Below are 25,938 nucleotides of genomic sequence, written 5' to 3' on the forward strand. Positions count from 1 at the left end.
GATTGTTATTGCTAATATCCGAAATACAATTTTTGGATTGATGCTGTAATGTAAGTTAATAAGCTTAGAAAATTCTCGTTTTAAAATACTTATTTCTTAGCAAAATCTTTTCTAATACGACTTAACGTACTATCTGTTATTCCCAGATAAGATGCAATATGTTTTAAGGGAGCATTCATGATAATTTCTGAATTTGACTGCAAAAGAGCCTTATATCTTTGTTCTGCTGTTTGGTTGATCATTGAAATTGTCCTTTTTTTTGAGGCGATAAATTCTTTAACCAGAATAGCTCTTCCAAAATCTCTAAATGCTGGTTTATTATGAAACAGAGTATTCAGTTGTTTATATGAAAATCGATACCCTTGACAATCAGTAATTGCCTGTATATTTACTTGTGAAGGTACTCTTTGAAAGAAAGAGGTAACCTCAAAAACAATAGAATTTGAAGTATAAAAATCAGTAGTAACTTCGTTACCTTCGATATCATATAAATACGTTCGCAACAAACCTTTTTCAAAGAAGTAGTAATCATCACTAATTTTACCTTCTTGAACAATGAATTCTCCTTTTTTTAATTCTTTGTATTCAAAAGATTTTGCTATATCTGTAGCGCTTGCTTCGTTAATAGGAATAATCTGTTGTATGAATGCTACTAAACTGTTCATGCTATAAAATCATTTATGATTATAATTGTTTTCAATTTAAATTTCCTTCAACAAACTCCATAAAGTTACTCCATTTCTTGTATCAACACTTATATGAATAAAATATAGGAAGAATATCAATACCTATAAACACGATTTGTATCCTTTTTGTGTAATAAATTGTACAAAATAAATTATTCATTCCTTGTTCATTTTATTGATAGATATAATTTTATTATTAATCTTTGATTAGAACCAATTTCAAACTTATTTTGTTTTGAATTCATTCTTCTTGACAAAAGGCAAGAAATTATTAGTATTACATAAATAATTTCACAACTATTTTTAACAGACCTAATTTTTTTAAAGTATACAATGATTTTCCTAATTTCTGTAGACTTTGTTTTGGTTTTCCTAGATCTGCAGAAATGTGTTTAATTCTTTCGTCATTTACCTTTCCTGTTAAATAGAATTTCTTAATCATAGTGTTTACGACTTCTTCTTGTTTTTTATAAAAATCATGATGCCCACTATCTGTAATAACCACCAAATGTCCGTTAGGTAAATAGTCAATTAATTCTTTTGCATTTTCTATGGGAGAACTTACATCCAAATTTCCATTGACTAGTAAAGTAGTTACATATGAAGTTTTGAATGTTCTATATTGTTTAGGAATCATTTGTACATCCCATTCAGAATGATTGATTATTTCAAATAGTTTTGATAGGGGAGCACCAAGTAGATTGCTTTTAGAATCCATTGCAGCAGTATAATTTTTTTCTAATTGATAATCGGCTGTGATGGATTTTGTAAGAAATTCCCCCCAATAGATTTTTTTTACATCAGGAAGAAGGTCATACATCATAACCAAAAATGCTAATCCGCTAAAATCTCCTTTCTCTGCAGCAATAAAAGCATCAAATATTTGTGCTGTTCCTACTGTTGTATATAGCATACTAAACATAGTTACCCGTACTTTTCCCGGATCGATATGGATTTTTTTCCATTGTACAGGTAATTTAGAAAATACATTTTGGATGGTTTTAATTATGTCGGGTGATCTTTTAAGATTCGAAGCTTTTGTTTTCCACAATTCTCCATATTTATTAAGAACATTATCTACTTCATCTGGATCCCAGGCAAAATGCCCTGGAGGGTTTATACCTCCAATTACACTTCTATGAATACTATTAGGATATCTTAACCCATATATATATGCCAAACGTGTTCCATAACTAGCGCCAAATAGATTTATTTTGTCATAACCTAGTCTGTTTTTGGCAAGCTCAATATCATCTATAACTTCGATCATATTATAACCATTAATATCAATTCCCTTTTTTTTATACTGTTTTAGTTCATTCTTTAAAACATTGCCTAATTTTTTTAGATGTTCAGTAGAAAATACATTTGAGTGATTTATCAGTGTTTTTTCAAATGCTTCAGAATCAAGTTGTACAGAGCCTTCGACCCCGCGATATCCAACCATAATTATGTCATGATTGTCAAGTAACCATAATCTGGGATTTTTCCATATGTTTGAAGCTCCAGGGCCTCCTGCTAATAAGAAAACGGGCTCTTTCGGACTATTACTTATAGAATGTAATTTAACGACAGGTATGGTAATGATACGACTATTTGGGTTGTTTCGATTTTCTTTGACGGCTAATGAAAAGTAATCTGCCTTAATTTTCTTGGGGTGTTTTTTAGTATTCTTGTTTTTAAATGTCCCTTGCCTTATTGTAATATCACCTTCTTTCAAAGCTTTGTTTTTACCAAAAACCGGAATTTTTGGAGCACAAGAAGAAATCAGAATACTACTTAATAACGTAATGATGATCGTTGGAATAATGTTATAAGTTTTCATTTACAAAAGTTTGCTTAATTGAATTTTTAAGGCAAACATATAGATGTCGAAACAGTATCACGCTTCAACTTGTAATCTGACACCTGATTTTTTAAGATACTTTAGGGAAGATATGTATTAGAGTTATTTCACAATCGATTTGAGATATTCTGAAGGTGTTTTTCCGGTATGTTTTTTAAAATATCGGTTGAATGATGATTTAGAATTAAATCCACAATCATAGGCTAAAGCTAATAATGTGAATTGTTGATTTTCTTGAATATTAATAAGCCTTTTGAACTCTTCTACACGAAAATCATTAATAAAATCATAAAAGCTCCTTTCTTCTTTTTTATTAATTATCTCAGATAAATAATTGGGATGTATGTTCAGTCTAGAAGCTAGGTCATTTAATGAAAGGTTATTTTCTTTATAATACCCTTCTTCGGTCATTAATAACATTAGATTTTTATAAGTCTCTTCGGCTAATGTATCGGTAAGACCAGATTTTATATATTTTGTTTTTCGATTTTCCTTTTTTAATCCCTTTTTTTGATTTCTTTTTAACACTGAATCCCGGTTACTAAAAATATCTTTTTGTTGTATTCCAAAAAAGCCAATTAAAATAACGAAAACAGAGACTCCCATAAAGATATAAATATCATTATTCGTAAAAATCAGGATGCTCCATATGATACCTAAACCATATATCAAAAATCGCAACCATTTTAGATCAATTTCTTCAATATTAGAAAATTGCACCAAGATATTTTTTTTATGCCTTTTTAATAAAATACTCGACCATAATACATAGATAATACCCGATATATAAATTAGAAATATACCTATGTTCATAAACATCTCATACCCCTTGCCTTCATTTTTAAACACTTCTATTTTTTGTGCTCCCGAAAGAAGAAAAAAAGGAACCAAATAGAGATAAGACAAAATAATTGGAGTTAAATGTAATAAGATGCTCCAACTCTTTTTTGGAAATTGATTGGTAACAGCAGATACATAATAATATAAAAATATACCATGAAATAGAGGAAGGGGAAAGTGTAACCCTAATAAGTGAGGGAATTGAAAAATATACTCGGTGAGATTAATGTGAAAAAGATATAGATGAACAGCGATCAGGATCATCCATCCCAAAAGAATCATGTCTGATTTTGATTTACTCTTTTTATTAAGAAGTAATGCAGAAATAAATAAAGCAATACTAATACCTGCTATGTATATCATTTTTTATCACTAATACAAAATCAAAAATACAGAAACTAAGTTTTCTTGCTTTCGTTTTTTTGATAAAAGGCAAACAAATAAAAAAGTTCAACCACATTTGTGATTGAACTTTATGTTTGAAGAGATACTGGTATGTAAAAAGATAGAAGTACATTTTAAATGCTGCATCTCTATGCTTATGTTAGATCCTTCTCAAATTAAAAAAGCTAATTAATGAAATGATTACTGTAATTAATATTAATGGAAGTATAGAATTGGTCCAATTAACGGTATGCGTAATAGATGCATACTTTGGTTTAAATTCCTTCCAATTCTCATTTTTAACTGGATAATTTTCGAATATTTTAGGATAGAAATATAGTCTTAATTCTTCATGATATTTATCCAGATGATCTAAAAAGAGTATATGGTTATTTAAGTCGGATTGCGCAATTTGATTAAAAGTCAATTGAGCATGCATCGTTGGTATTACTAGAGATATTGCCTGACTTACTTTTTCTCTTAGTTTTATTTTTTCCTTCATTGTTTTACTGGATTCTAGAGATTCGTCATCACTCATTTGTTGCATTCCATAATACCAGAGCCAGCTAAATTTATCCTTGGGAACCGGGTATTTTTTATACTGCGGATAGTGAGCAAAAAACTTGTCCATAGTAGCTTCTTTTGGCATATCCCATTTCTCGTGATAGCCTTTTCGTTGTTTCAAGGTTGTTTCCAATGCTTCAGGAACTGGGTATTTATTGACCAGATAATTGTTTGCCGCAGCTGGTAGGATAATGATGAGCAAAATCCAGACAGCAAGCAAGACCACAGCACTGAAATTACTACTTCTTTGCAATGAAACCACCCAAAAACAGATTCCAGACCAGACCAATAAGTAACTAACAGAGGTTGCTATAATTGCCCAAAAATCAACATTTATAGGGATGCCTAAAATTGGTATTGCTAGAAAAAGGATGAGTAGCAAAACTGCCAAAATAAGGGCTATCCTAATCAAAAAGAGTTTGAGAATATGTTTAAAGAGAGATTTACTTTGCACTGCTACCATGCTCCACGTACCAGATTCTTTTTCCTCCGAAATAATGTTGTAGGTAAAAGCGATGATTAAGAGAGGAAACAAGAAAATTAATACAAAACTAAAATCAAGACTACCAAGTAATGAATTATAGGGATTATTAAGGTCAGTATCATGTTTTTGCCCTTCCAGTCCTCGAATTGTAACACTTTTTATTGAAGAGTTTACATCACGTTGCCCAATAGACAAACCACTAATTGCTGGAACTTCATTTACCAATGAAAATTTTAGGTAATACAACAAAAGCCCCATGTCGTCCTTATGAAATTTTACATTTTGAGTAATATGTTCTTCTTGATAAATGGCCGTATCTGCAATATTCTGTTTCTGTTTTTGAATAAATTGTTTTCCTATAAAAAGGCTAATAACACCCGTTAGAAAAAGAAACAATAACCCTATTTTCACACTATTGGAGCGTATCAAATTATAAAATGCTAAATGTGTCATATTGCTTTGAGAGTTTTAGAAAATTTATGAATGAGGAAAACTAAAAGACCTATCCAAAACAAAAAAGCAGCGAAAGACATCCATTCACTTTTAAAGACCAGTGAAATGCTCGTAGGTTTGTATTTGAATTCCTCTACTTCCTCCCAGTGTTTTTTGTCAAGAATATGGTTTTTATCAGAAGAGCCTTTTGCTTCGTTGCTAATATGCTTTATTTGAAGATTATTCATCTCTTGTGCCAAATCATATCGATAGTTTTCCGCTTGTTTTTGAAAATTTAAGAAAGAGGAAAAATCAGTACTCGAAAGCGCCATTGATAGGTTTTTCACCGCCATAAAAGGATTTAGAAAAGATATGACTCTAGAAAAAACGTTTTGTTTATAATAGATATCGAGCAATTGACTATAATGTTGGTTGTAAATATTAGTGCTAATTTTTTCACCTTCTTTCATTTGATATCCACTATAGTTAAAAGGTAATTGTTTTACAGAATCTACATTGTAAACAGCCAATAATGAATCTTTTAATGCTTTATAATGAGGGTCATCAGGGTTGTGACTATCACCAACTTTTGCAATGGCTTCACCTATGGCTGATTCAAATTTGGCCTTACTGGGAATCGAATAAATGCTTGCTCCCAAGGCTTGTGAAATTCTGGGTATGATAATAATGAACATAAGCCATATACCAATCAAGGAAACCAATGATGTTTTGGAAGTTTTACTTATGGCAGAAATCAATACTGCAATTACACAGAAAATCACTAGATATATAAAGTAGAAAACAATGATAAAGAACAATCTAAGAAGTTCGTCTGTAGAAGTGTTCATATCTTGAAACCCTGTGCAAAGAAAAATTGTTGTAAGAACGATAGGTATGAAAAGAGTCATTATTACTGCAATGATCCCCATAGATTTACCTAAAATCAAAGTTCGCCATTTCAGGCCTTGAATAAGTAACATCTTTAAAGTACCATTTTGCCTTTCGGTGGCAATAGCTCCAAATCCTAAAAAAAATATCAATAAGGGTAGTAAAACTTGCAAAATCATAGCAATACTGATTTCCCCAAAACGTAACATCCCTGTGGAGAAGCTGGCTTCCGAAAAATTTACGGTATTTTGTTTATGGGCTTCCAAAAAAATTGTATTTCCCAAAAAAGATTCCATCCCAAAATCAAAAACACTCAAAGGAGCTTTGGGTCTAAAGGCAAAATGCCCGTAATGTGCCATTCTGTGCGGATGTTTATTCGGGTTGTCTACCCAATCTTTTCTAGCTTCGGACTGGTATTTTGCTCGTATTTCGTTCTGGGTTTTAAAATTTTTCCTTCCCGAATATGCAGCATACACCATTAATAATCCGATAAAGAATGTAAGCAGAAATACACCTTTGTTTTTAAAAGCCGCTTTCCAAAAAAGCTTTGCTACTAGTATTTCAGAATTCATCATTTTATTGTTTTTTCAATGTTGGCAAAGCCATGGCTTTGCCAACATTTATGTTTTTAATAATCCCTAAAACTTATAAGTTGTTGTAAGCGTTATATTTCTAGGAGCTCCAGGAAACAAACGCGTGTATGTTTGTGCACCCAACCAATATGTTGTATCAAATAAATTACCCACATTTACCGCTACCTGTAGATTACTTTTAGTAGGAGTATAATACAGTGCTGCATCAAAAATGGTAGAGGCTGGTACTTCAAAATCACGTGTAAACCAAGGGACTTTACTTCCTTGATGTTGTACGCCAAACCCAATACCCAAATCTCTTAATATAGACCCATTGTCGAAATTGTAACGTGTCCACAGATTTGCACTATGTTTTGGTACGTTCTCTTTTCTGGCACCGTTCAAAGTAGCATTAGCATCAGTTACGATAACGGCATCGATATAACTGTACGAAGCGTTTATTTGCCAATTGGGTAGTAAGTAGCCTGCCATATCCCATTCAAATCCTCTACTACGATCGGCTCCACGTTGTACCAACAAATCAGGTTGCGAAGGGTCATTGGCACTCATTAGAATGTTTTTCTGATTAATTTCGTAGAAAGCCATGTTCATTGTTATCTTTTTATTAAACAAATCAGCTTTCACCCCTATTTCTTTTAAATCGGAAATTAGAGGCTTGAATCGTGAAGCTGATTGATCAGCCCAAAAAAACTGACCTGTACTTGGTAGTAAGGTAACAGTGTTAGATTGAGGTTGGAAACCTTCTAAATAAGTTCCATATACGTTAATATTATTATTTACAGCATAGGTTATACCGATTCTAGGAAGGAGTTTTTGATTTGTGAAAGAAGATTCATTGTTTGCTTTATAATTAGTTATGTCCTCAAACCACTCATTTCTTAAACTCAATAATAAAGAGAACTTGTTCCATTTCAACTGTTCCTGAATATAGACAGCATTACTCATGGTTAATGCAGAAGGAACTGCAATACGTGAGTTAATCGTATAATCTTGAATATTTTGTATCGTGTATGATGGGTTTGCTAAATCAAAATGATTAACATTGGGTTTGGGCAATGTACGCCCCCCAATAGTAATGGTTTGATAATCTGATGCATTTGCTGGATCATAAGATCTGGTGACACTACCATCATTTAATAAATAACCTCTTGCTGAGTTTTGACCGCCTCCTTTAAGTTTTTTCCAGTAGTGCAAATCATACCCAACCAATAATTTGTGATCTATCGACCCCGTTTTGAAATCAAAATTGAAATAGCTGTTTACATTATCAATGCTCCAAAACTGCTTTCGTTGTACAAATCGCATGGAGACTAAACTGGGAATAGGCTCGTTTGCAATATCTACAGCAAATGCATTTGTAGTACGATGCTCCTGTAAATCTTCGGTCCAGGTTTGTTTCATATAAGAGGTGTTAAAAGTAATATTAGGACTGAACTTATGAGAAATATTTCCCATAATAATTACTTCTTTTGATTTGAAAAAATCACTGGAAGCCCCTAAATTGAGACTTATAGGAGTACTGTTAAGGTTTGTTTGTCCTGCTACAGCACCAAAAATAGGTTGACCTCGATCTAAATTACCGTTCATGTTATTGAAGATGAACTCTGCATTGATGGCGGTTTTTTCGTTGGGAATATAACTAAATGATGGTGATATTAAGATAGATTTATTACCTACCAAATCACGGTAAGATTGTGCCGATTGATATGCCCCATTGATACGATATAGTAAAGTCTTTGATTCGTTAAGCGGTCCTGTAAAATCCAAAGTTCCTCTCATAGTACTAAAACTACCCACACTTAAACTCACTTCTTTTCTATCTACCGATAAAGGTTTTTTAGTAACCATATTAATACTTCCACCGGGATCAACACTGGCAAAAGTTGCACTGGCAGGCCCTTTTATCACTTCTACTCTTTCTATGTTCGAGGTAAGTGGTTGTAAGAAATAAAACTGCCGAGTACGCATACCATTAATGATCTGCCCTTCTTCGTTTTGGCTTATACCTCTTATATTGTACTGATTATAAAAACTAGATGGACTAACACCACTAACTACTTTCACAGCATCTGCTAAGTGAAAGGCTTGCCTATCAGCAATCAGTTCCTTTGTTACAGAAGCAATAGCCTGCGGTAATTCTTTGTTCGCAATGGCTACTTTGGTAGCAGAGAACGAATAGTCACTATTGTAATCTCGTTTTGTACGCCCTACTACTTCTACTGTTTGAAGTTGTAGTACATCTTCTTTTAGAGTTATTGTACCAAGATCATAACTCTTGTTTTCTGAAAAATCATATACCTCGGTAACAGAATCAAAACCAACATAACTTATCGTAACCTCATAAGTTCCTGTTTCTTGCAAAACAAAGTTGAATTCTCCATTTTCATTAGAAATAGTTCCTTCTTTTTTTTCTTCACTATGAAAAGAAACAGTAGCACCAAGTATACTGTTTTGTTTGGTGTCAATAATTTTACCTTTAATATTGATTTGGGAAAAACCTTGTTGACAAATAAGAGCAAATAAAATAAATAAAACTTCTTTTTTCATGGGGATATTATATAGTTTCTAAATACAATTCTTTTAACTGGTTGGCGTCTATACCATCTGTTTTAATCTGTTGAACCAAGGAGCCTTCTTTCATGATTCCGATAGTGGTACCTACATGTACTGCGTTGAATATATCATGAGTCGCCATAAATATGGTTTTACCTTCTTTAATAAGTTCTTTGCAAGTTGTAGTGAATTCGGCTGTTGCTTTGGGATCAAGACCTGATGTTGGTTCATCCATAAAAATAACATCAGCATTTTTTGCAACTGCAATTGCAATACCTACCTTTTGACGCATTCCTTTAGAATAAGTAGATAGACGTTGGAGATATGCTTCTTCTTGTAGTCCAGCTTTAGCCAAGAATTCTCGTAATTTTTCTTGAGAATATTTATACCCAGCCAAACGACTGAAAAAATCTAAGTTTTCTATTCCTGATAAGTTTCCGTACAGTTGGACAGTTTCTGGGATATAAGCTGTTTTTTTCTTTATAGAAGTAGCATTGGATTCTATTTCTTCATTATCGATTAAGATTTGCCCGCTATCGGGTTTTATAAAACCAAGAAATAAGTTGATCGTTGTGGTCTTTCCAGCTCCGTTTTGACCAAGGAGACAGAATATAGAACCTTGTTCTACTTGAAAAGAAACATTGTTTAATGCTTTTTTTCCATTGTAGTTTTTTGAAAGATTTATTGCTCTGAGCATTGTGTTTATAGTATTATTGTATCTCTAAAAAGAGACCATATTAATAAATAGAGGTATATAGTCTTAAGTGATAGTAATTGAACTGAGATTTTAAATAGGAGAATAACTATTCCTATATCAAAATATTTATAATCGTGAGATTATATGAGGTTACAGTCTAATTAGAATACTTAAAATTGGAAGTCGTTAAGTTTAGACCCTAAAAACATGAGTAACAGAAGAAAACCATAGTTTATAAAGACATAAACTGAATTATCTTTTAAAAGTAATGAGGATAAGCACTTAGAAATAGTATTATCTCATTGATTTAAGAAAATACACAAGTATAAAAATCGTGTAAGTTAAATCACTTAAAAAGAAAGAATTTAATTGTTAAAAATGAAAAATAGAGCAGAACAACTATGCTAAATAGGGAGGAGGTCTAGAAAATAGTCTAGTAATATTTGTATCACTACTATAAACGAAGTTGTAGTGATCTATTACATTTTTTTGAGTATAAAATTCAAAGGTATTGCTTACATAATTTTGGGTAGTGTCATTGGTTGTAACAGGAGTAAAATTAGTTATAGAGACGAGATCGCAAATTTTGCAATGCTCTATACCATCATCTTCATGAGTGAGTACATGCAAACCTGCCACTTTCAGAGAAAGGAAAATGACAATAAAAATATAGGTAATATAATTTTTTAAATCCCTAATTTTCATAAGAAACAAACGTACCAAATAATATGTAGACAGAATGTTAAGGAAATCTAAATTATTTGTATGATTATAACCAGTATGTAGGAGTGAAAACAAGAATTCACCTGTAATTTATTGAAAAACAGTGTTTTGTGAATTTTTGAGGTGATGTGGTTATACCTTTCTCCAGATAGTGTTTTAATATATAGTACACCTTAGAAAACCTTATCTTTTCAGCAATAAATAGTTTTTACACCTTAAAAATAACACTTCTTACTTCATTTAAATAACTTCGTCCAATTGGATATCTGTTATTTGCAATTTCTATACTATTCCCTTCAATAGATTCTATTTTGTCAATTGATATGGTATAAGACCTGTGGATTCTAATAAACTTATCAGAAGGCAAATCATCTGTAAAATTACTTAAAGTTTGATGAGCAATATAATTATTAGATAATGTATTCACTTTAATATAATCTCCTAAACTTTCGATCGATAGTATTACGTCTAGATATATTTTTTGCAGCTTCTTTTTATCAATCTTTAAAAAGATATAAGCTCGTTTATTAGGGGTAGTAAAATTATCTTTTTGCTGATACTCTTTTATTTTGAAAGCTTTATTTACACCCATAATAAACCTATGAAAAGAGATTGGTTTTACCAAATAATCTACTACTTCTAATTCATAACTTTCTACTGCAAATTCCTCATGGGCAGTAGTAATTATGGTAAGTGGTTTTTGATGCATACTTTTTAATAGATTCAATCCATCTAGAAGAGGCATATTAATATCTAAAAAAAGGAGATCTATTTCATTACTTCTTAAATAATCAATACTCTCGGTTGCATCGTTGAATGAAGCTAAAAAAGTCAACCCTTTTGTCTGATCAACATAATTTTTTATAACATTAATAGCCAATGGTTCATCATCTATTATAACACATTTTAAATCCATTATACTTTAATTTTTAATTCAACAATATACTGATTGTCACTTTTACTAATGGTCAGATTATATTCATCAGGTTTATAACCTAATTCAAGTCTTTTTTTTACGTTTCCTATTCCAATACCACCAGAAAAGGAATCAATTTTGTTTTTATTATTTTTAGAAGGAATTGGATTGGCAATCTTAAAATGCAGAAAATCATCTACTATAGTAAAAGAGATGTCAATTTCTATTTCTCCAACATTTTTATTAGCACCATGTTTAAAAGCATTTTCTATAAATGATAGAAGTAGCATCGGAGCAATTTTTTTTCCTTCGATTTCTCCAGAAATATTTACATGTATTTTTAAAGAATCTCCATATCGAATTCTTTCTAAATCCAGATAATTTTGAAGACACATAATTTCTTTACTAAGACATTGTCTTTTTTGATTGGTTTCATGCAGTAGGTATCGCATTAATTCAGATAACTTCAATATGGTTTTTGGAGTTTTATCTGATTTTTCTACAGAAAGAGAGTATATGTTATTTAAAGTATTAAAAAAGAAATGAGGAGACATTTGAGCTCTAAGAAAGCGTAATTCTGTTTCTAATTGTAATTTTTCGACATCAATTAATTTTTTATGCTCTCTAAGCCTGTCCAGGGTTACTTTAATAACAGAAACAAAAGAGACAACATAGAGTTCACCCAACATCATTTCTATAGTGTAATTTAAGGTCAATTCATTGGTTACTTCAGGCCCTTCTGGCCAAACATTATGATTAACTAAGAAATATGTAAAGTAAAATTTAGCCAAAACCATGGTGAAAAGAGATGTAAATAGTAAAAATATGTATATTAGGTATTTACGTTTGTCTACGAATTTTGGCATTAAGTAATATATGTTGAAATAACTTAAAGACATATGTATAATAAAACCTAGAATAGTAGTTTTTAAAGAATAGACATAATCGTTAAAATAACTACCCCATTTAAAAGTGGTAAATAGAAAATATACGAGCCAGAATATAACATGATGTTTTACTGTTATAGTATAGTTATTACCAGATGTTATATTAAGTGCCGTTTTAATTTTTTGCAGCATATTCCCCAAATTTTATGACGTTTAACTGAGTTGCTTTGTTATTGATCTAAAATTATTCTTTTAACCATATGTTTTGTAAATATTTATGTCATTACTTACTCTTCTTTATAGAACAATGATAAAAAAATAAATGTAAATAGATGAAAATACTTCGCAATATTAAATTATTAGTAATAGCAATATTGATTACTTTTTCATGTAAGAAAGAGCATAAAAATGAGAGTAGTATAGAAATAGAAGACAGTAATTTAGTAGAGTTTGTAAACCCATTTATCGGTACAGGAGGCCATGGTCATACTTACCCCGGAGCAACAGTTCCTTTTGGGATGTTACAAGTAAGTCCGGACAATGGTATTTCAGAATGGGATTGGTGCTCAGGATATCATTATTCAGATTCTCTAACAATAGGTTTTAGCCACCTACACCTTAGTGGTACCGGAATAGGAGATCTTAATGATATAAGATTAATGCCTATTAATAAAACAGTGGATTTATCTACTCCTTTCAAAACAAGAGATGAAATTCCTTTTAAATCTAAGTATTCTCATGATAAAGAAAAAGCGACACCTGGATATTACAGTGTGTTTTTAGAAGATTTTGATATTAATGCCGAATTAACCTCTACTGTTAGAACAGCTTTTCATCGGTATGAATATAAAGAAGGAGACACACAATCTGTGATATTAGATTTAGGATATGCTATTAATTGGGATAAAACACTAGAGTCACAAATACACATCGAAGATAAATTTACAGTTTCTGGGTATAGAAATAGCACTGGATGGGCAAAAAATCAAAAAGTGTTTTTTGTGATGAAATTCTCTAAAGCTATCAATAACTATGATTTATACACAGATACCAAAAAAGTTGAAAATAACAATGCTATTAAAGGTGTAAAGTCGTCTGCACAATTGTTTTTTAATGAAAGAAACAACAATCAGTTGCAGGTTAAAGTAGGGATCTCTTCAGTAAGTGTTGAAAATGCAAAAAACAATATTTCTGCATATAAAAATAAATTTGAATTTGATAGTATTGTAGAAAGTGCTGATTCATCATGGCAAAATGTATTATCAAAAATACATATAGGCACTAAAAATGATTCCTTAAAAACCATTTTTTATACTGCATTATATCATGCTCAAGTAGCACCAGTTACTTATAGTGATCGGGATGGTTCGTTTAGAAAAGAAAATGATAGTGTTGTTTTTGCAAAGAATTATACTGCGTATTCTACACTCTCGCTATGGGATACCTTTAGAGCAGAACATCCATTACTCATACTCTTAGAACCAGATAGAGTTTCTGATATCGTAAATTCTATGTTAGCATATTATGAAAACAAAAATATTTTACCTGTATGGACTTTATATGCTAATGAAACTAATACGATGACTGGGTATCACTCTGTTTCAGTGATTGCCGAAGCATATCTAAAAGGCATTAAAGGCTTTGATATCGAAAAAGCATATGAAGCGATGAAAACTACTATGATGCAAGATGAAAGAGGGTTAGAACATTATAAGAAATATGGTTATATCCCTTATAACTTGCTAGATGAATCGGTTACGATTACATTAGAATATGCCTATAATGATTGGTGTGTTGCACAAGTAGCTAAAACTCTGGGGAAAGAAGAGGATTATGAGTATTTCTTAAAACGATCCGAAGCATATATGTACCTCTTTGATGCCAAGACCGGATTTATGAGAGGAAAATCTGAGGATGGCAAAAAATGGCATGAGCCATTTGATCCCAAATTTTCTGCTCATAGAGTGCATGCTGATTATACAGAAGGAAACGCATGGCAACATAGCTGGTTTGTGCCTCAGGATGTTGAAGGTTTAATAGAATTGTTTGGTAACGAAACTACCTTTGTCACAAAGCTCGAACAGCTATTTACTGAAGATTCTGAAATTACAGGAGATAATGTTTCTGTTGATATTACTGGCCTTATAGGACAATACGCGCATGGTAATGAACCCAGTCATCATATTGCTTATATGTTTAATAAAGCTAATACACCCTGGAAAACACAATATTGGGTAAGCCAAATATTAAAAACACAATATAATACAACCCCCAATGGATTAAGCGGTAATGAAGATTGTGGGCAAATGTCGGCTTGGTATATATTCAGTTCTTTGGGGATTTACCCTATGAATCCTGCATCAGGAGAATACCAAATCGGAAGCCCAATTTTTGAAAAAGCCACTTTAGAATTATCAGATAACCTTAGTTTTAGTATAGAAGCTGAGAACGTTTCAGATAAAAACATATATATCCAATCTGCAACTCTAAACGGAAAAGAATTTGATCGATCATATATTACTCATCAGGAAATAATAGAAGGAGGAACATTGCACTTTGTAATGGGAGAATCTCCTAACAAAAACTGGGGTATACAGAAATAACCAACTCTAAATGAACCTAGCTACCGTAGATATTGTAATAATTCTATGCTATATTATTATTACTCTTCTTTTTGGATTTTATGTTTCTAAAAAAGCATCAAAAGATATAAAATCCTATTTCCTGGGCGGAAATGAAATTCCGTGGTATTATCTCGGACTATCAAATGCTTCAGGGATGTTTGATGTTTCTGGTACAATGTGGACGGTTACTATTCTTTTTGTTTACGGAATGAAAAGCGCCTGGCTTCCTTGGTTATGGCCAGTATGGAATCAGGTTTTTATTATGATTTTTATGGCCGCGTGGTTACGAAGGTCAAATGTGATGACAGGAGCACAGTGGATAACTTATAGATTTGGATCTGCACTTGGAGCTAAGCTTTCTCATATCATAGTAACAGTTTTTGCAGTTATAAGTACTTTAGGTTTTATAGCTTATTTTTTTGAAGGGATAGGCAAATTTGCGATTATATTTTTTCCCTGGGATTTATCTTTTGACCTGGGGTTGCTTGTAGTGGCTTCAGAACAATCTTATGCTTTGATAATTATAGGTATAACCACTTTATACACTTTAAAAGGAGGAATGTATAGTGTAGTGGGGACAGAAGTTATTCAGTTTGTGATTATGACCATTTCATGTTTGGTTATTGGATATATTGCTTTTACTTCTGTTACAGCAGAGCAAATTGCTGCGGCAACACCAGAGAATTGGAATAATGTATTCTTTGATATGAAATTGGATTTGGATTGGACTGGGTATATCGATAGTGTAAATAAAAAGATAGAGAAAGATGGATTCTCTTTGTTTGGTTTTCTATTTATGATGATGATTTTTAAAGGTATTTTTGCCAGCCTTGCAGGTCCCGTACCAAGCTATGATATGCAGCGTGTTTTATCTACAAAAAATGAAGTAGAAGCTTCAAAAATGAGCGCTTTTACTATAGTTGTGCTTTTTGTTCCCAGATATTTAATGATCACTGGATTTGCCGTATTAGGTTTAGTGTATTTGGGACCAGAATTACAGCAAGCAGGAATAGATGTAGATTTCGAAACCATATTACCAGTAGCTATTCATCGCTTTGTCCCAATAGGTTTTAAAGGTTTGTTGCTCGCAGGATTACTAGCTGCTTTTATGGGAACATTCGCTGCTTTTATAAATGCTGCACCGGCATACATTGTTAATGATATTTACAAAAAATATATCAATCCAAAAGCATCAGATAAAACATATGTTAAGTATAGTTATTTGTCATCTATTCTTATTGTATTAGTAGGAGTGATTGGTGGTTTTTTTGCATCGTCTATTAATGAACTTACCATATGGTTAACCTCAGCTTTGTATGGAGGATATGCAGCAGCAAATGTATTAAAGTGGATATGGTGGCGATTTAATTCTTATGGGTATTTTGGAGGAATGCTGGCTGGACTTATTGCAGCAACAATAGTACCCGGAATTTTTCCGGATACAACTGCCATTTACTTATTTCCAGGTATCTTACTAATATCTTTTGTAGGATGTTTTTTAGGAGTTTTATTAGGGAAACAGGATGATATAGTGGTGTTAAAAAACTTTTATAAAACCACAAAACCTTGGGGATGGTGGAAACCAGTAATTAGTGCAATACAAAAAGAAGAACCTAATTTTACGCCTAATAAAAATTTCTGGAGAGATATGTTTAATTGCGGAATTGGAATTATTTGGCAAATGACCTTTGTTTTGATTCCGATGTATTTAATAATAAAGGAGTATTATAGTATGGCTTTCGTGATATTATTAATGGTTATTACATCGGTAATATTAAAGAAAACATGGTATGATAAACTTAAGGCAAAATAATATTTTTTTAAACAGTGATATCATAAATAGAAGTACTATGAAAAATGAAATACCATGGCAAGATAAACCTGAGGGATGTACTGATGTCATTTGGAGGTATTCGGCAAATCCGATAATAAAAAGAGATGCGATACCGACTTCTAATAGTATATTCAATAGTGCTGTTATACCTTTTAATGGTGGTTTTGCAGGAGTATTTAGATGCGATAATAAGGCTGTACAGATGAATATTTTTGCTGGTTTTAGTGATAATGGGATAGACTGGAAGATTAATGAGGATCCTATTGTAATGGAATCAGGAAATACAGAAATGATAGATTCAGATTATAAGTATGATCCTAGAGTCACTTTTATTGAGGATCGATACTGGATTACCTGGTGTAATGGTTATCATGGACCTACCATCGGAATTGCATATACTTTTAACTTCAAAGAATTCTTTCAATGTGAAAATGCTTTTTTACCCTTCAATAGAAATGGAGTATTATTTCCAGAAAAAATCAATGGTAAATATGCAATGTTGAGCCGCCCAAGTGATAATGGTCATACTGCTTTTGGAGATATATTTATTAGTTATAGTCCGGATATGAAATATTGGGGAGAGCATAGAAATGTAATGAAGGTAACTCCTTTTGAAGAAAGCGCCTGGCAATGTACAAAGATAGGAGCAGGTTCTGTACCTTTCCTTACTGATGAAGGGTGGTTGATGTTTTATCATGGAGTAATCAATACATGTAATGGATTTAGATATGCTATGGGAGCAGCGATTTTGGACAAGAATAACCCAGATCAGGTAAAATATAGAACAAAACCATACCTTTTGACACCTTCTGTAGCTTATGAACAAATAGGAGATGTTCCTAATGTGATATTCCCTTGTGCAACTTTACAAGATATAGAGCAAGATAAAGTAGCCATGTATTATGGGGCAGCAGATACAGTAGTTGCATTGGCTTTTGGAAGGATAAGTAAAATTGTTAAGTTTACTAAAGAAAATTCATTGTAAAAATAGTTAAAATGAAGCTAGAACTTTTTGGTATAAAAATCAATAAAATACTTCTTACTATAGTACTGCTTTTTGGCGGAGAGACTTTGGTTTACGGGCAAAGTAATGAAAATAAAGTGTCTCCAAAATCTTACATCGCACATTATACCAAAGAATCGATAAATATTGATGGGTCTGCCTCGGAATCTTCCTGGAGTAAAGCAAAACCTACCGAGTTATTTATAGATATTGAAGGACGTAAAATTCCAAAATATATGACTACCGTAAAAATGCTTTGGGATGATGAGTATTTCTATTTTCTAGCAGAAATGGAAGAACCTCATGTGTGGGGAAATCTTAAACAAAAAGATACTATTATCTTTTATAATAATGATTTCGAAATTTTTATCGATCCAGATAACGATACTCATAATTATTATGAATTTGAAGTTAATGCATTAAATACCCTATGGGACTTGTTTATTACAAAACCATATAGAGAGGGAACCCCGGTATTAAATGATTGGGATGCCAATGGATTTAAATCTTCAGTTAAAATAAACGGAACCATAAATAACCCAAATGATACCGATAATGGATGGGTACTAGAAATAGCTATTCCGTTTAAAGTATTTAGAACATCGTATCATCATAAAAATATTCCAAAAGATAAGTTTTGGAGAGTAAATTTTTCCAGAGTGAATTGGGAGTTTGAACTTCAGAATAATAAATACTCTAGAAAGCGAGATGATAAAGGAAAATTTAAACCAGAATACAATTGGGTTTGGTCCCCTATTGGGATAATTAATATGCACCAACCTGAAGATTGGGGATATGTATATTTTTCCTCAAAAAAAGTGGGAGAACATGATGATTTTACAATACCCGAAGATGAAAAAGTAAAACGATTGTTGTATCAATTATATAGAAAACAAAAAGAATATTATAAAAAGAACAATCGTTGGGCCACAACCTTTAAAGAACTAGAAGCAGGAAGTGTATCTGTTGAGGGAAAAAAAATCGTTAAAACCATAGAAAATCACCAAACAGGTTGGAATATTACAGTGGTAAGCCCACATACAAAACACCTGTTTATTATTAAAGAAGATGGTAAAATTATCCAAAAAGAAGATTGATATGAAGATGCTCAAAATTATACTCTTATGTAGTGTATTTATTAGTGTTAGTTGTAAAACTGAAACTGAAAAAGAAATCATAAAAGAAGTTGTAGCAGAAGTAAAGACAACATCATTTAAGTATTGGACCTGGATTACTGCGGACCCCTCAAAATCAAATGATGATTACAGAGAAGAATTCAAAAAATATAAAGAAAATGGCATAGATGCAGTATTGATAAATACGTTGGCCGATCCTGAAATTTTAAAAAAAATAACACCTTTAGCAACACAAGTTGGTTTAGAAGTTCATGCCTGGATGTTTACCATGAATCGACCAGGTGATGAGGTAGCTTTAGAACACCCAGAGTGGTATGCGGTAAGTAGAGAAGGTAAATCGTGCTATGATACTAGACCATATGTAGATTATTATCAGTGGTTATGTCCTACCAGAAAAGAATCCAGAGCACATATTTTGGGATTAGTAGAAAAACTGGCAAAAGTTGAAGGTATAACCAGTGTGCATCTCGATTATATTAGATATTCAGATGTCTACCTACCTATTGGATTATTACCAAAATATAATTTAGTACAAGATGAAGAATTACCAGAATTTGATTTTTGTTACTGCGATGTATGTATAAAAACGTTTGAAAAAGAACATCATAAAAATCCGAAAGATGCTAAAAATGTTGCTATAGATATGGAATGGAAACAATTTAGGCTAAATCAGATAAAAAGAGTAGTAGATGAAGCTTATGAAGTAGCTCATAAATATGATAAAAAGTTAACCGCAGCCGTATTTCCATATCCCGAAATGGCAGATCATATGGTAAGACAACGATGGGATAAATGGAATATTGATGAAGTATTGCCTATGATATACCATAATTTCTATAATGAAGAAGTAGATTGGATTGGTTTTGCTACAAAACAAGGAGTTAAAGACCTGCAAGGAAAGCAAACTAAATTGCATACAGGAATATACCTTCCTCCAATGAGTGCAGATGACGTATCAAAAGCCATACAATTGGCAAAAGATAATGGAGCTTCTGGAATATCTTTTTTCGACGGAAGTGCAATAACCGATGAACAATTAGAAGCGATTAAAAAATCAAAAAAATAATAGTATATGCAGGTTTCTTAGGTTTATAAACCTAAGAAACCTATCCATGTCAAAATGAAAAAAATAATCTATTTACATATCATTGTTATTGTATTGTTTTGGTCTTGTAATCAAGAGAGAGTTTCAGTAAATCTACAAGAACAATCATTAACGTCTTATGTGAATACATTCATAGGAACAGATGGTCCGGGCAATACATATCCAGGAGCAACACTTCCATTTGGCATGGTGCAGTTGAGTCCAGATATAGGAATTCCCGGATGGGATAGAATTGCAGGATATTACTATAAAGACTCTATAATTAGTGGTTTCTCGCATACTCATCTCACAGGAACCGGAGCCGGAGATTTATATGATATACTAGTAATGCCTACAAATAGTAAGTTTTCAAAAAAAATAAAAGAAAACAACTATAAACCATTCTCTACATATAGCCATGATAAAGAATTTGCAACACCGGGATATTATACGGTAGACTTATTGGATTATGGAATTAAGGCAGAACTTACAGCAACCAATAGAGTAGGTATACATCGATATACGTTTCCTAAAGATACTGCAACTGCAATACATGTAGATCTGGGGTATGCTATAAACTGGGATAAGCCCACTGATACCTATATTGAAAAAGTGGATGAAAAAACTATTCAGGGATATCGAATGTCTACCGGATGGGCAAAAGACCAGCGTATCTATTTTGTAATGCAATTTTCAAAGCCTTTTGCAGCATATAAAGTGTTTAAAGATGAAGAGCAAGTAACTCTTCCTATTCAGGGAGCAGATACAAGAATTGTATTGCAGTATGATACAGCGCAGGATGAACAAATTATCATTAAGGCAGGGATATCTACAGCAAGTATTGAAGGTGCTCTAGCATCATTGAATAAAGAAGCTTCAAAAAATAATTTTGATTATTATAAAAGTAAAGCTCAGTCTATTTGGGAACGTGAATTGCAGAAAATTAAAATTACAACAGCAGATAATGATAAGAAGAGTATTTTTTATACGATGATGTATCAATCTATGCTGGCTCCAACATTATTAAGTGACCCTAATGGAAATTATAAAGGAGCGAATGGTTCTGTCGTAAACGCAAAAGGATTTAATCGTTACGATACATTTTCATTATGGGATACCTTTAGGGCAGCGCATCCTTTATACACTATAATTCAGCAAGAAAGAGTCTCCGATATGATTCAATCTATGCTTGCTCATTATAAAGAAACAGGAACATTACCTGTATGGTCGATGCAAGGTAACGAAACCAATATGATGATTGGATATCATGCTGTTCCGGTTATCGTTGACGCATATTTCAAAGATTTTCAATTTGATACCGAACTAGCTTATAAAGCATGTAAGGAAAGCGCTATGGTAGATGATAGGCAAATAGATATTTATAAGCGTTTGGATTATGTTCCGGTAGAGAAACATCATGAAAACTGGTCAGTTTCTAAAACTTTGGAATACGCTTATGATGACTGGTGTATCGCCATGTTTGCAAAAGACTTAGGGAAAAATGAGGATTATACATATTTCATGAAACGTTCTGAGAACTGGAAAAATTTATATAACGATAAAAATACTTGGATTCAACCCAAAGACACTTTAGGAAACTTTTTCGAACCCTTTAATCCAAAAGAATATACCTCTTATTATTGCGAAAGTAATGCCTGGCAATATTACTGGTTTGTACCTCAAGATATAGAAGGATTAATAAAAAGTACAGGAGGTAAAGAACGATTTACACAAAAACTAGACTCTATGTTTTCTTATGATCCCAAACCAGAAGATAAACTACCTATTTTTAGTACAGGAATGATTGGGCAATATGCGCATGGTAACGAACCTAGTCATCATGTAGCATATCTGTACAATTATGTAAATCAACCCTCAAAAACACAAAAACTAACTCGCGAGATTTTAGAAGGACAATACAGAAATGAACCCAATGGACATTGCGGTAACGAAGATTGCGGACAAATGTCATCCTGGTATATATTTAGTTCCCTTGGATTTTATCCTGTAAATCCAGCACAAGGAGCATATCATATTACAGCACCGATATTTGAGCAAACAGAAATTCAGCTTCCTGAAGGAAAAACGTTTTTAATAACGGCTAAAAACTTATCCGAAGAGAGTACATATATAAAGAGCATAAGATTAAATGGAAAACCACTTGATCGTATGTATATAACACATAAAGAAATTATAAACGGAGGATTTCTCGAATTTGAAATGAGTAATTTTCCAAACGATGAAGTGTTTAAAAACTCATCATTACCAGAAGTAAATAAAATATATTGATTATGCGAATTAACACTAAGTATTACTATGTATCACTTTTTTTAATACTAATAACTTTTAGTTGTAAAACAAATGAAAAAGAAAGAAAAACAGCTGTTGTTAAGGAAGAAAAAGAAATTAAAAAAAGTGTAAAACCCATCGTTATTTCTACCTGGAATCATGGTATTGCAGCCAATGAAGAGGCGTGGAAAATATTAAGTAAAGGAGGGAATGCATTGGATGCAGTAGAACAAGGAGTACGGGTAACAGAAGCAGATCCAAAGAATCAAAGTGTTGGGATAGGAGGATTTCCTGATAGAGAAGGTAATGTCACCTTGGATGCTTGTATTATGGATCATAATAGCAATTGTGGGGCTGTATCTTTTTTGCAGCATATTAAACACCCTATTTCTGTAGCTAGAAAAGTAATGGAAGAAACTCCGCATGTAATGCTTACAGGGTCAGGAGCGTTGCAATTTGCTTTAAGTCAAGGTTTTGTAAAAGAGAATTTATTAACTCCCGAAACCAAAAAAGCATACGAAGAATGGTTACAGAAATCTAATTATAAACCAGTAATAAATATCGAAAACCATGATACAATTAGTATGTTGGCTCTAGATGAAGATGGAAATATATCAGGAGCTTGTACAACCAGTGGTGCGGCCTGGAAAATGCATGGAAGAGTGGGAGATTCTCCAATAATTGGAGCCGGGTTATTTCTGGATAATGAGGTTGGTGCAGCAGCAGCAACTGGCTTGGGAGAAGCTGTTATTCGTACAGCAGGAAGTGCTATGGTAGTAGAATTAATGCGTCAAGGGAAATCTCCTGCTGAAGCTTGTAAAGAAATTGTAGAACGAATCTATAATAAACACAAGAATCATAAAGACATGGAATATCTTCAGGTAGGATTCATAGCATTAAATAAAAATGGAGAATATGGTGGATACAGCTTAAGATCAGGCTTTAATTATGCCGTAAATGATATAGAAAAAGGAAATAGATTAGAAGATGCACCGTTTAAAATGGCTTGGGAAAATTAGAAATAGATTGAGATAGGGTTAATCGAATAAAAGAGCCTTAAAATAATAGTATACCGAAATAGTCAAAGATTTCATACTTGTGCCGAACTTAGACAGAGTATGACTTCTAAACCAATAAATATAAACAGATGAAACAATTCACACTATTCATCATCATTCTAATAGTATTAGGTTGTAAAACGAATGAAAAAAGAATATATGCAGAAGCGGATATTAAAATCATTCCTAAACCAGAAATGATTAAAATTAATCCGGGAGTATTCAAATTCAATGAAAACACCAAGTTTTTTATTTCAAATGAGATATCAGAAGAGTCAATTCATGTTTTAAGAAATAAATTTAAAACAGTAGTAGGATGGGATTTAAAAACAACAGAAGAACAACCAAAAAATAACTATATAACCTTTACGGTTGATGAGAATAGTAAACCAGAAGTATATGAGCTTAAAGCGAATAACAATCGTGTAGAAATCATAGCAAATAGTTCATCTGGTTTTTCATACGGAATACAAACGATACGTCAACTATTGCCTACGGCAATCGAAAGTAAAACCAAATTAGAAAATATAAGCTGGGAAATTCCGAATATAGAAATTAAAGATGCCCCTCGTTTTAAATGGAGAGGGTTAATGCTGGACATATCTCGTCATTTTTTTGATAAAGAGTATATCAAACAAGTTATTGATGGTTTAGCTATGCATAAGATGAATGTGTTGCACCTGCATTTGGTTGATGATCAAGGATGGCGTATAGAAATAAAAAAATATCCAAAACTTACAGAAGTAGGAGCATGGAGGGTGGATCAGGAGAACCTGCATTGGAATGCTAGATTGCCCATTACGGCAGAAGATAAAGCAACCTACGGAGGCTTCTTGACACAAGAAGAGTTAAAAGAGATTGTGAAATATGCACAGTCTAGAAATGTGGAGATTATACCAGAAATAGAGATGCCAGCACATGTATCTTGCGCTATTGCGGCATATCCTCATTTATCTTGTAATGAAAAACCGATAGGAGTACCATCTGGAGGAGTTTGGCCAATTACAGATATATACTGTGCAGGAAAAGAAAGTACGTTTACCTTTTTAGAAGATGTATTAGCTGAAGTTATGGAAATATTTCCCTCAAAATACATACATATAGGTGGAGATGAAGCAACTAAAACCAATTGGAAGAAATGCCAGTACTGCCAGAAACGAATAGCAGAAGAAGGATTACAAAATGAAGAAGAATTACAAAGCTATTTTGTGAAACGTATGGAGAAGTTTATTAATAAGCATGGAAAAAAATTAATAGGTTGGGATGAGATCCTAGAAGGAGGATTGGCTCCAGATGCTACTGTAATGAGTTGGCGAGGAGTAAAAGGAGGATTAGAAGCTACTGCGCAAGGACATGATGTAGTGATGACTCCTAATTCTCACTGTTATTTTGATCATTATCAAGGTCCTCAAAATGAAGAGCCTTTGGCAATAGGAGGATACCTACCACTAAGCAAAGTATATCAGTTTGATCCTATTGTAGATTCAATGACAGCAGAAGAAGCGAATCATATACTTGGTGGGCAAGCAAACTTGTGGTCAGAATATTTACCTACCAAAGAACAATCGCAGTACATGATTTATCCTAGATTAGCAGCCTTATCGGAAGCGGTATGGAGTACCAAAAATCAGAAGAATTGGGATGATTTTTCAAACCGAATACCTAGCATGTTTCAACGATATGAGTATTTAGGAATTAATTATGCAAAGAGCTCTTATTTAATACGACCAGCAGTTGAGACAGATTTGAAAAAGAAATCAGTTTCATTAACATTACAAAGTGAATATACTGATGCAGATATACGATATGCGTTGAATAATGATAGATTAGAGGATACTCCTCTTAAATATGAGCAACCTATTGTATTAACCAAAACCACAATAGTTAAGGCGTCATTATTTAAAGATAACAAACCAATTAGCGAAGTATTTCAAGATACCATAGTATTTCATAAAGGAGTAGCTAGCAATATTGTCTATACCATTCCTTATAGTGATCGATATACAGGAACAGGAAAATCTACATTAGTAAATACCTTAAGAGGAACAAAACATTTTAGAGATGGGCAATGGCAAGCATGGTTAAAGGATGATATGGAAATTGTAATAGATCTCGAAAAAGAAGATACCATAAATCATGTAATTGTAGGGTCGATGGAGCATCAAGGCTCAGGAATATATTTTCCGGTTGCAATAGAAGTTTTTACAGGAGTGGATGGAAAAGAGTTTAAAAAAGTAGGAGAAGTAAAACAAGACTATGCTGCTAATGCTAATATTGAATTAAAAGATTTTAAAATTAATTTTGAAAAGCATACAGCAAGATTTATTAAAGTGAAAGTGGCAAACTTAAAAAAGAGTCCAAGAGGAGGAGATACTTGGTTATTTGTAGATGAGGTTTTAATTAATTGATAATTAATG

At 32.5% G+C, this 25,938-nt stretch carries 17 protein-coding genes; 8 read left to right on the plus strand and 9 right to left on the minus strand.

All coding sequences use genetic code 11. The features are described 5' to 3' along the window. Positions 1–89: 89 nt before the first annotated feature. The 9 genes from ATE84_RS10670 to ATE84_RS10715 all read right to left on the minus strand — a co-directional run bounded on the left by ATE84_RS10670 (position 90) and on the right by ATE84_RS10715 (position 12,685). Positions 90–665: a Crp/Fnr family transcriptional regulator gene (locus tag ATE84_RS10670; RefSeq protein ID WP_101447940.1), complete on the minus strand. Its 576-nt coding sequence runs from the start codon at positions 663–665 to the stop codon at positions 90–92. A gap of 298 nt (positions 666–963) precedes the next feature. Next, on the minus strand, positions 964–2,511 hold the full coding sequence (locus ATE84_RS10675) for an alpha/beta fold hydrolase (RefSeq protein WP_101447941.1): 1,548 nt from the start codon (positions 2,509–2,511) through the stop codon (positions 964–966). Positions 2,512–2,634: 123 nt separating this feature from the next. Further along, positions 2,635–3,735 carry an AraC family transcriptional regulator gene (locus ATE84_RS10680; protein ID WP_101447942.1) on the minus strand — a complete coding sequence of 367 codons (1,101 nt, stop codon included), beginning with the start codon at positions 3,733–3,735 and terminating at the stop codon, positions 2,635–2,637. Between the two features lie 181 nt (positions 3,736–3,916). After that, on the minus strand, positions 3,917–5,257 hold the full coding sequence (locus tag ATE84_RS10685) for a DUF3526 domain-containing protein (protein WP_101447943.1): 1,341 nt from the start codon (positions 5,255–5,257) through the stop codon (positions 3,917–3,919). Then, positions 5,254–6,699: a DUF3526 domain-containing protein gene (locus tag ATE84_RS10690; RefSeq protein WP_101447944.1), complete on the minus strand. Its 1,446-nt coding sequence runs from the start codon at positions 6,697–6,699 to the stop codon at positions 5,254–5,256. Before ATE84_RS10690 ends, ATE84_RS10685 begins: the two co-directional genes overlap by 4 nt. Before the next feature lie 63 nt (positions 6,700–6,762). Further along, positions 6,763–9,264 (minus strand): TonB-dependent receptor, encoded by a 2,502-nt coding sequence (locus ATE84_RS10695; RefSeq protein WP_101447945.1) that lies wholly within the window; start codon positions 9,262–9,264, stop codon positions 6,763–6,765. 7 nt (positions 9,265–9,271) lie between these two features. Continuing rightward, positions 9,272–9,967, minus strand: a complete 696-nt coding sequence (locus ATE84_RS10700) for an ABC transporter ATP-binding protein (protein ID WP_101447946.1) — start codon at positions 9,965–9,967, stop codon at positions 9,272–9,274. Between the two features lie 931 nt (positions 9,968–10,898). Beyond that, complete coding sequence (locus tag ATE84_RS10710) at positions 10,899–11,606, minus strand: LytTR family DNA-binding domain-containing protein (RefSeq protein WP_101447948.1); 708 nt, start codon at positions 11,604–11,606, stop codon at positions 10,899–10,901. Further along, a complete protein-coding gene (locus ATE84_RS10715) occupies positions 11,606–12,685 on the minus strand; it encodes a sensor histidine kinase (protein WP_101447949.1) in 1,080 nt (359 codons plus the stop codon). The genes ATE84_RS10710 and ATE84_RS10715 overlap by 1 nt, the downstream gene beginning before the upstream one ends. 140 nt (positions 12,686–12,825) lie before the next feature. Between ATE84_RS10715 and ATE84_RS10720 the strand changes: the two genes are divergently transcribed. The 8 genes from ATE84_RS10720 (at position 12,826) to ATE84_RS10755 (ending at position 25,929) form a co-directional block, all read left to right on the plus strand. Continuing rightward, entirely contained in the window at positions 12,826–15,096 is a 2,271-nt protein-coding gene (locus ATE84_RS10720) for a GH92 family glycosyl hydrolase (RefSeq protein WP_101447950.1), read from the plus strand. Positions 15,097–15,106: 10 nt separating this feature from the next. Continuing rightward, the gene (locus tag ATE84_RS10725; protein WP_101447951.1) at positions 15,107–16,930 is read left to right on the plus strand and encodes a sodium:solute symporter family protein; all 1,824 of its coding nucleotides are present in this window, start codon (positions 15,107–15,109) and stop codon (positions 16,928–16,930) included. 37 nt (positions 16,931–16,967) lie between these two features. Continuing rightward, positions 16,968–17,936 (plus strand): glycoside hydrolase family 130 protein, encoded by a 969-nt coding sequence (locus tag ATE84_RS10730; protein WP_199176872.1) that lies wholly within the window; start codon positions 16,968–16,970, stop codon positions 17,934–17,936. Between the two features lie 11 nt (positions 17,937–17,947). Continuing rightward, positions 17,948–19,051, plus strand: coding sequence for a carbohydrate-binding family 9-like protein (locus ATE84_RS10735; RefSeq protein ID WP_101447953.1), 1,104 nt, complete (start codon positions 17,948–17,950; stop codon positions 19,049–19,051). A 1-nt stretch (position 19,052) separates the two neighbouring features. Further along, positions 19,053–20,156 (plus strand): hypothetical protein, encoded by a 1,104-nt coding sequence (locus ATE84_RS10740; protein WP_101450970.1) that lies wholly within the window; start codon positions 19,053–19,055, stop codon positions 20,154–20,156. A gap of 54 nt (positions 20,157–20,210) precedes the next feature. Continuing rightward, complete coding sequence (locus tag ATE84_RS10745) at positions 20,211–22,463, plus strand: GH92 family glycosyl hydrolase (protein ID WP_101447954.1); 2,253 nt, start codon at positions 20,211–20,213, stop codon at positions 22,461–22,463. An 8-nt stretch (positions 22,464–22,471) separates the two neighbouring features. Further along, on the plus strand, positions 22,472–23,482 hold the full coding sequence (locus ATE84_RS10750; protein ID WP_101450972.1) for an isoaspartyl peptidase/L-asparaginase family protein: 1,011 nt from the start codon (positions 22,472–22,474) through the stop codon (positions 23,480–23,482). A 128-nt stretch (positions 23,483–23,610) separates the two neighbouring features. Beyond that, positions 23,611–25,929 carry a family 20 glycosylhydrolase gene (locus ATE84_RS10755; protein WP_101447955.1) on the plus strand — a complete coding sequence of 773 codons (2,319 nt, stop codon included), beginning with the start codon at positions 23,611–23,613 and terminating at the stop codon, positions 25,927–25,929. Positions 25,930–25,938 lie beyond the last annotated feature (9 nt).

The sequence above is a fragment of the Aquimarina sp. MAR_2010_214 genome (genome assembly GCF_002846555.1).
GTDB lineage: Bacteria > Bacteroidota > Bacteroidia > Flavobacteriales > Flavobacteriaceae > Aquimarina.

Excerpts from the sequence above, each read along its gene's own strand:
- ATE84_RS10670 (WP_101447940.1), bottom strand. The coding sequence starts at position 665 with ATGAACAGTTTAGTAGCATTCATACAACAGATTATTCCTATTAACGAA.
- ATE84_RS10675 (WP_101447941.1), bottom strand. The coding sequence starts at position 2,511 with ATGAAAACTTATAACATTATTCCAACGATCATCATTACGTTATTAAGT.
- ATE84_RS10680 (WP_101447942.1), bottom strand. The coding sequence starts at position 3,735 with ATGATATACATAGCAGGTATTAGTATTGCTTTATTTATTTCTGCATTA.
- ATE84_RS10685 (WP_101447943.1), bottom strand. The coding sequence starts at position 5,257 with ATGACACATTTAGCATTTTATAATTTGATACGCTCCAATAGTGTGAAA.
- ATE84_RS10690 (WP_101447944.1), bottom strand. The coding sequence starts at position 6,699 with ATGATGAATTCTGAAATACTAGTAGCAAAGCTTTTTTGGAAAGCGGCT.
- ATE84_RS10695 (WP_101447945.1), bottom strand. The coding sequence starts at position 9,264 with ATGAAAAAAGAAGTTTTATTTATTTTATTTGCTCTTATTTGTCAACAA.
- ATE84_RS10700 (WP_101447946.1), bottom strand. The coding sequence starts at position 9,967 with ATGCTCAGAGCAATAAATCTTTCAAAAAACTACAATGGAAAAAAAGCA.
- ATE84_RS10710 (WP_101447948.1), bottom strand. The coding sequence starts at position 11,606 with ATGGATTTAAAATGTGTTATAATAGATGATGAACCATTGGCTATTAAT.
- ATE84_RS10715 (WP_101447949.1), bottom strand. The coding sequence starts at position 12,685 with ATGCTGCAAAAAATTAAAACGGCACTTAATATAACATCTGGTAATAAC.
- ATE84_RS10720 (WP_101447950.1), top strand. The coding sequence starts at position 12,826 with ATGAAAATACTTCGCAATATTAAATTATTAGTAATAGCAATATTGATT.
- ATE84_RS10725 (WP_101447951.1), top strand. The coding sequence starts at position 15,107 with ATGAACCTAGCTACCGTAGATATTGTAATAATTCTATGCTATATTATT.
- ATE84_RS10730 (WP_199176872.1), top strand. The coding sequence starts at position 16,968 with ATGAAAAATGAAATACCATGGCAAGATAAACCTGAGGGATGTACTGAT.
- ATE84_RS10735 (WP_101447953.1), top strand. The coding sequence starts at position 17,948 with ATGAAGCTAGAACTTTTTGGTATAAAAATCAATAAAATACTTCTTACT.
- ATE84_RS10740 (WP_101450970.1), top strand. The coding sequence starts at position 19,053 with ATGAAGATGCTCAAAATTATACTCTTATGTAGTGTATTTATTAGTGTT.
- ATE84_RS10745 (WP_101447954.1), top strand. The coding sequence starts at position 20,211 with ATGAAAAAAATAATCTATTTACATATCATTGTTATTGTATTGTTTTGG.
- ATE84_RS10755 (WP_101447955.1), top strand. The coding sequence starts at position 23,611 with ATGAAACAATTCACACTATTCATCATCATTCTAATAGTATTAGGTTGT.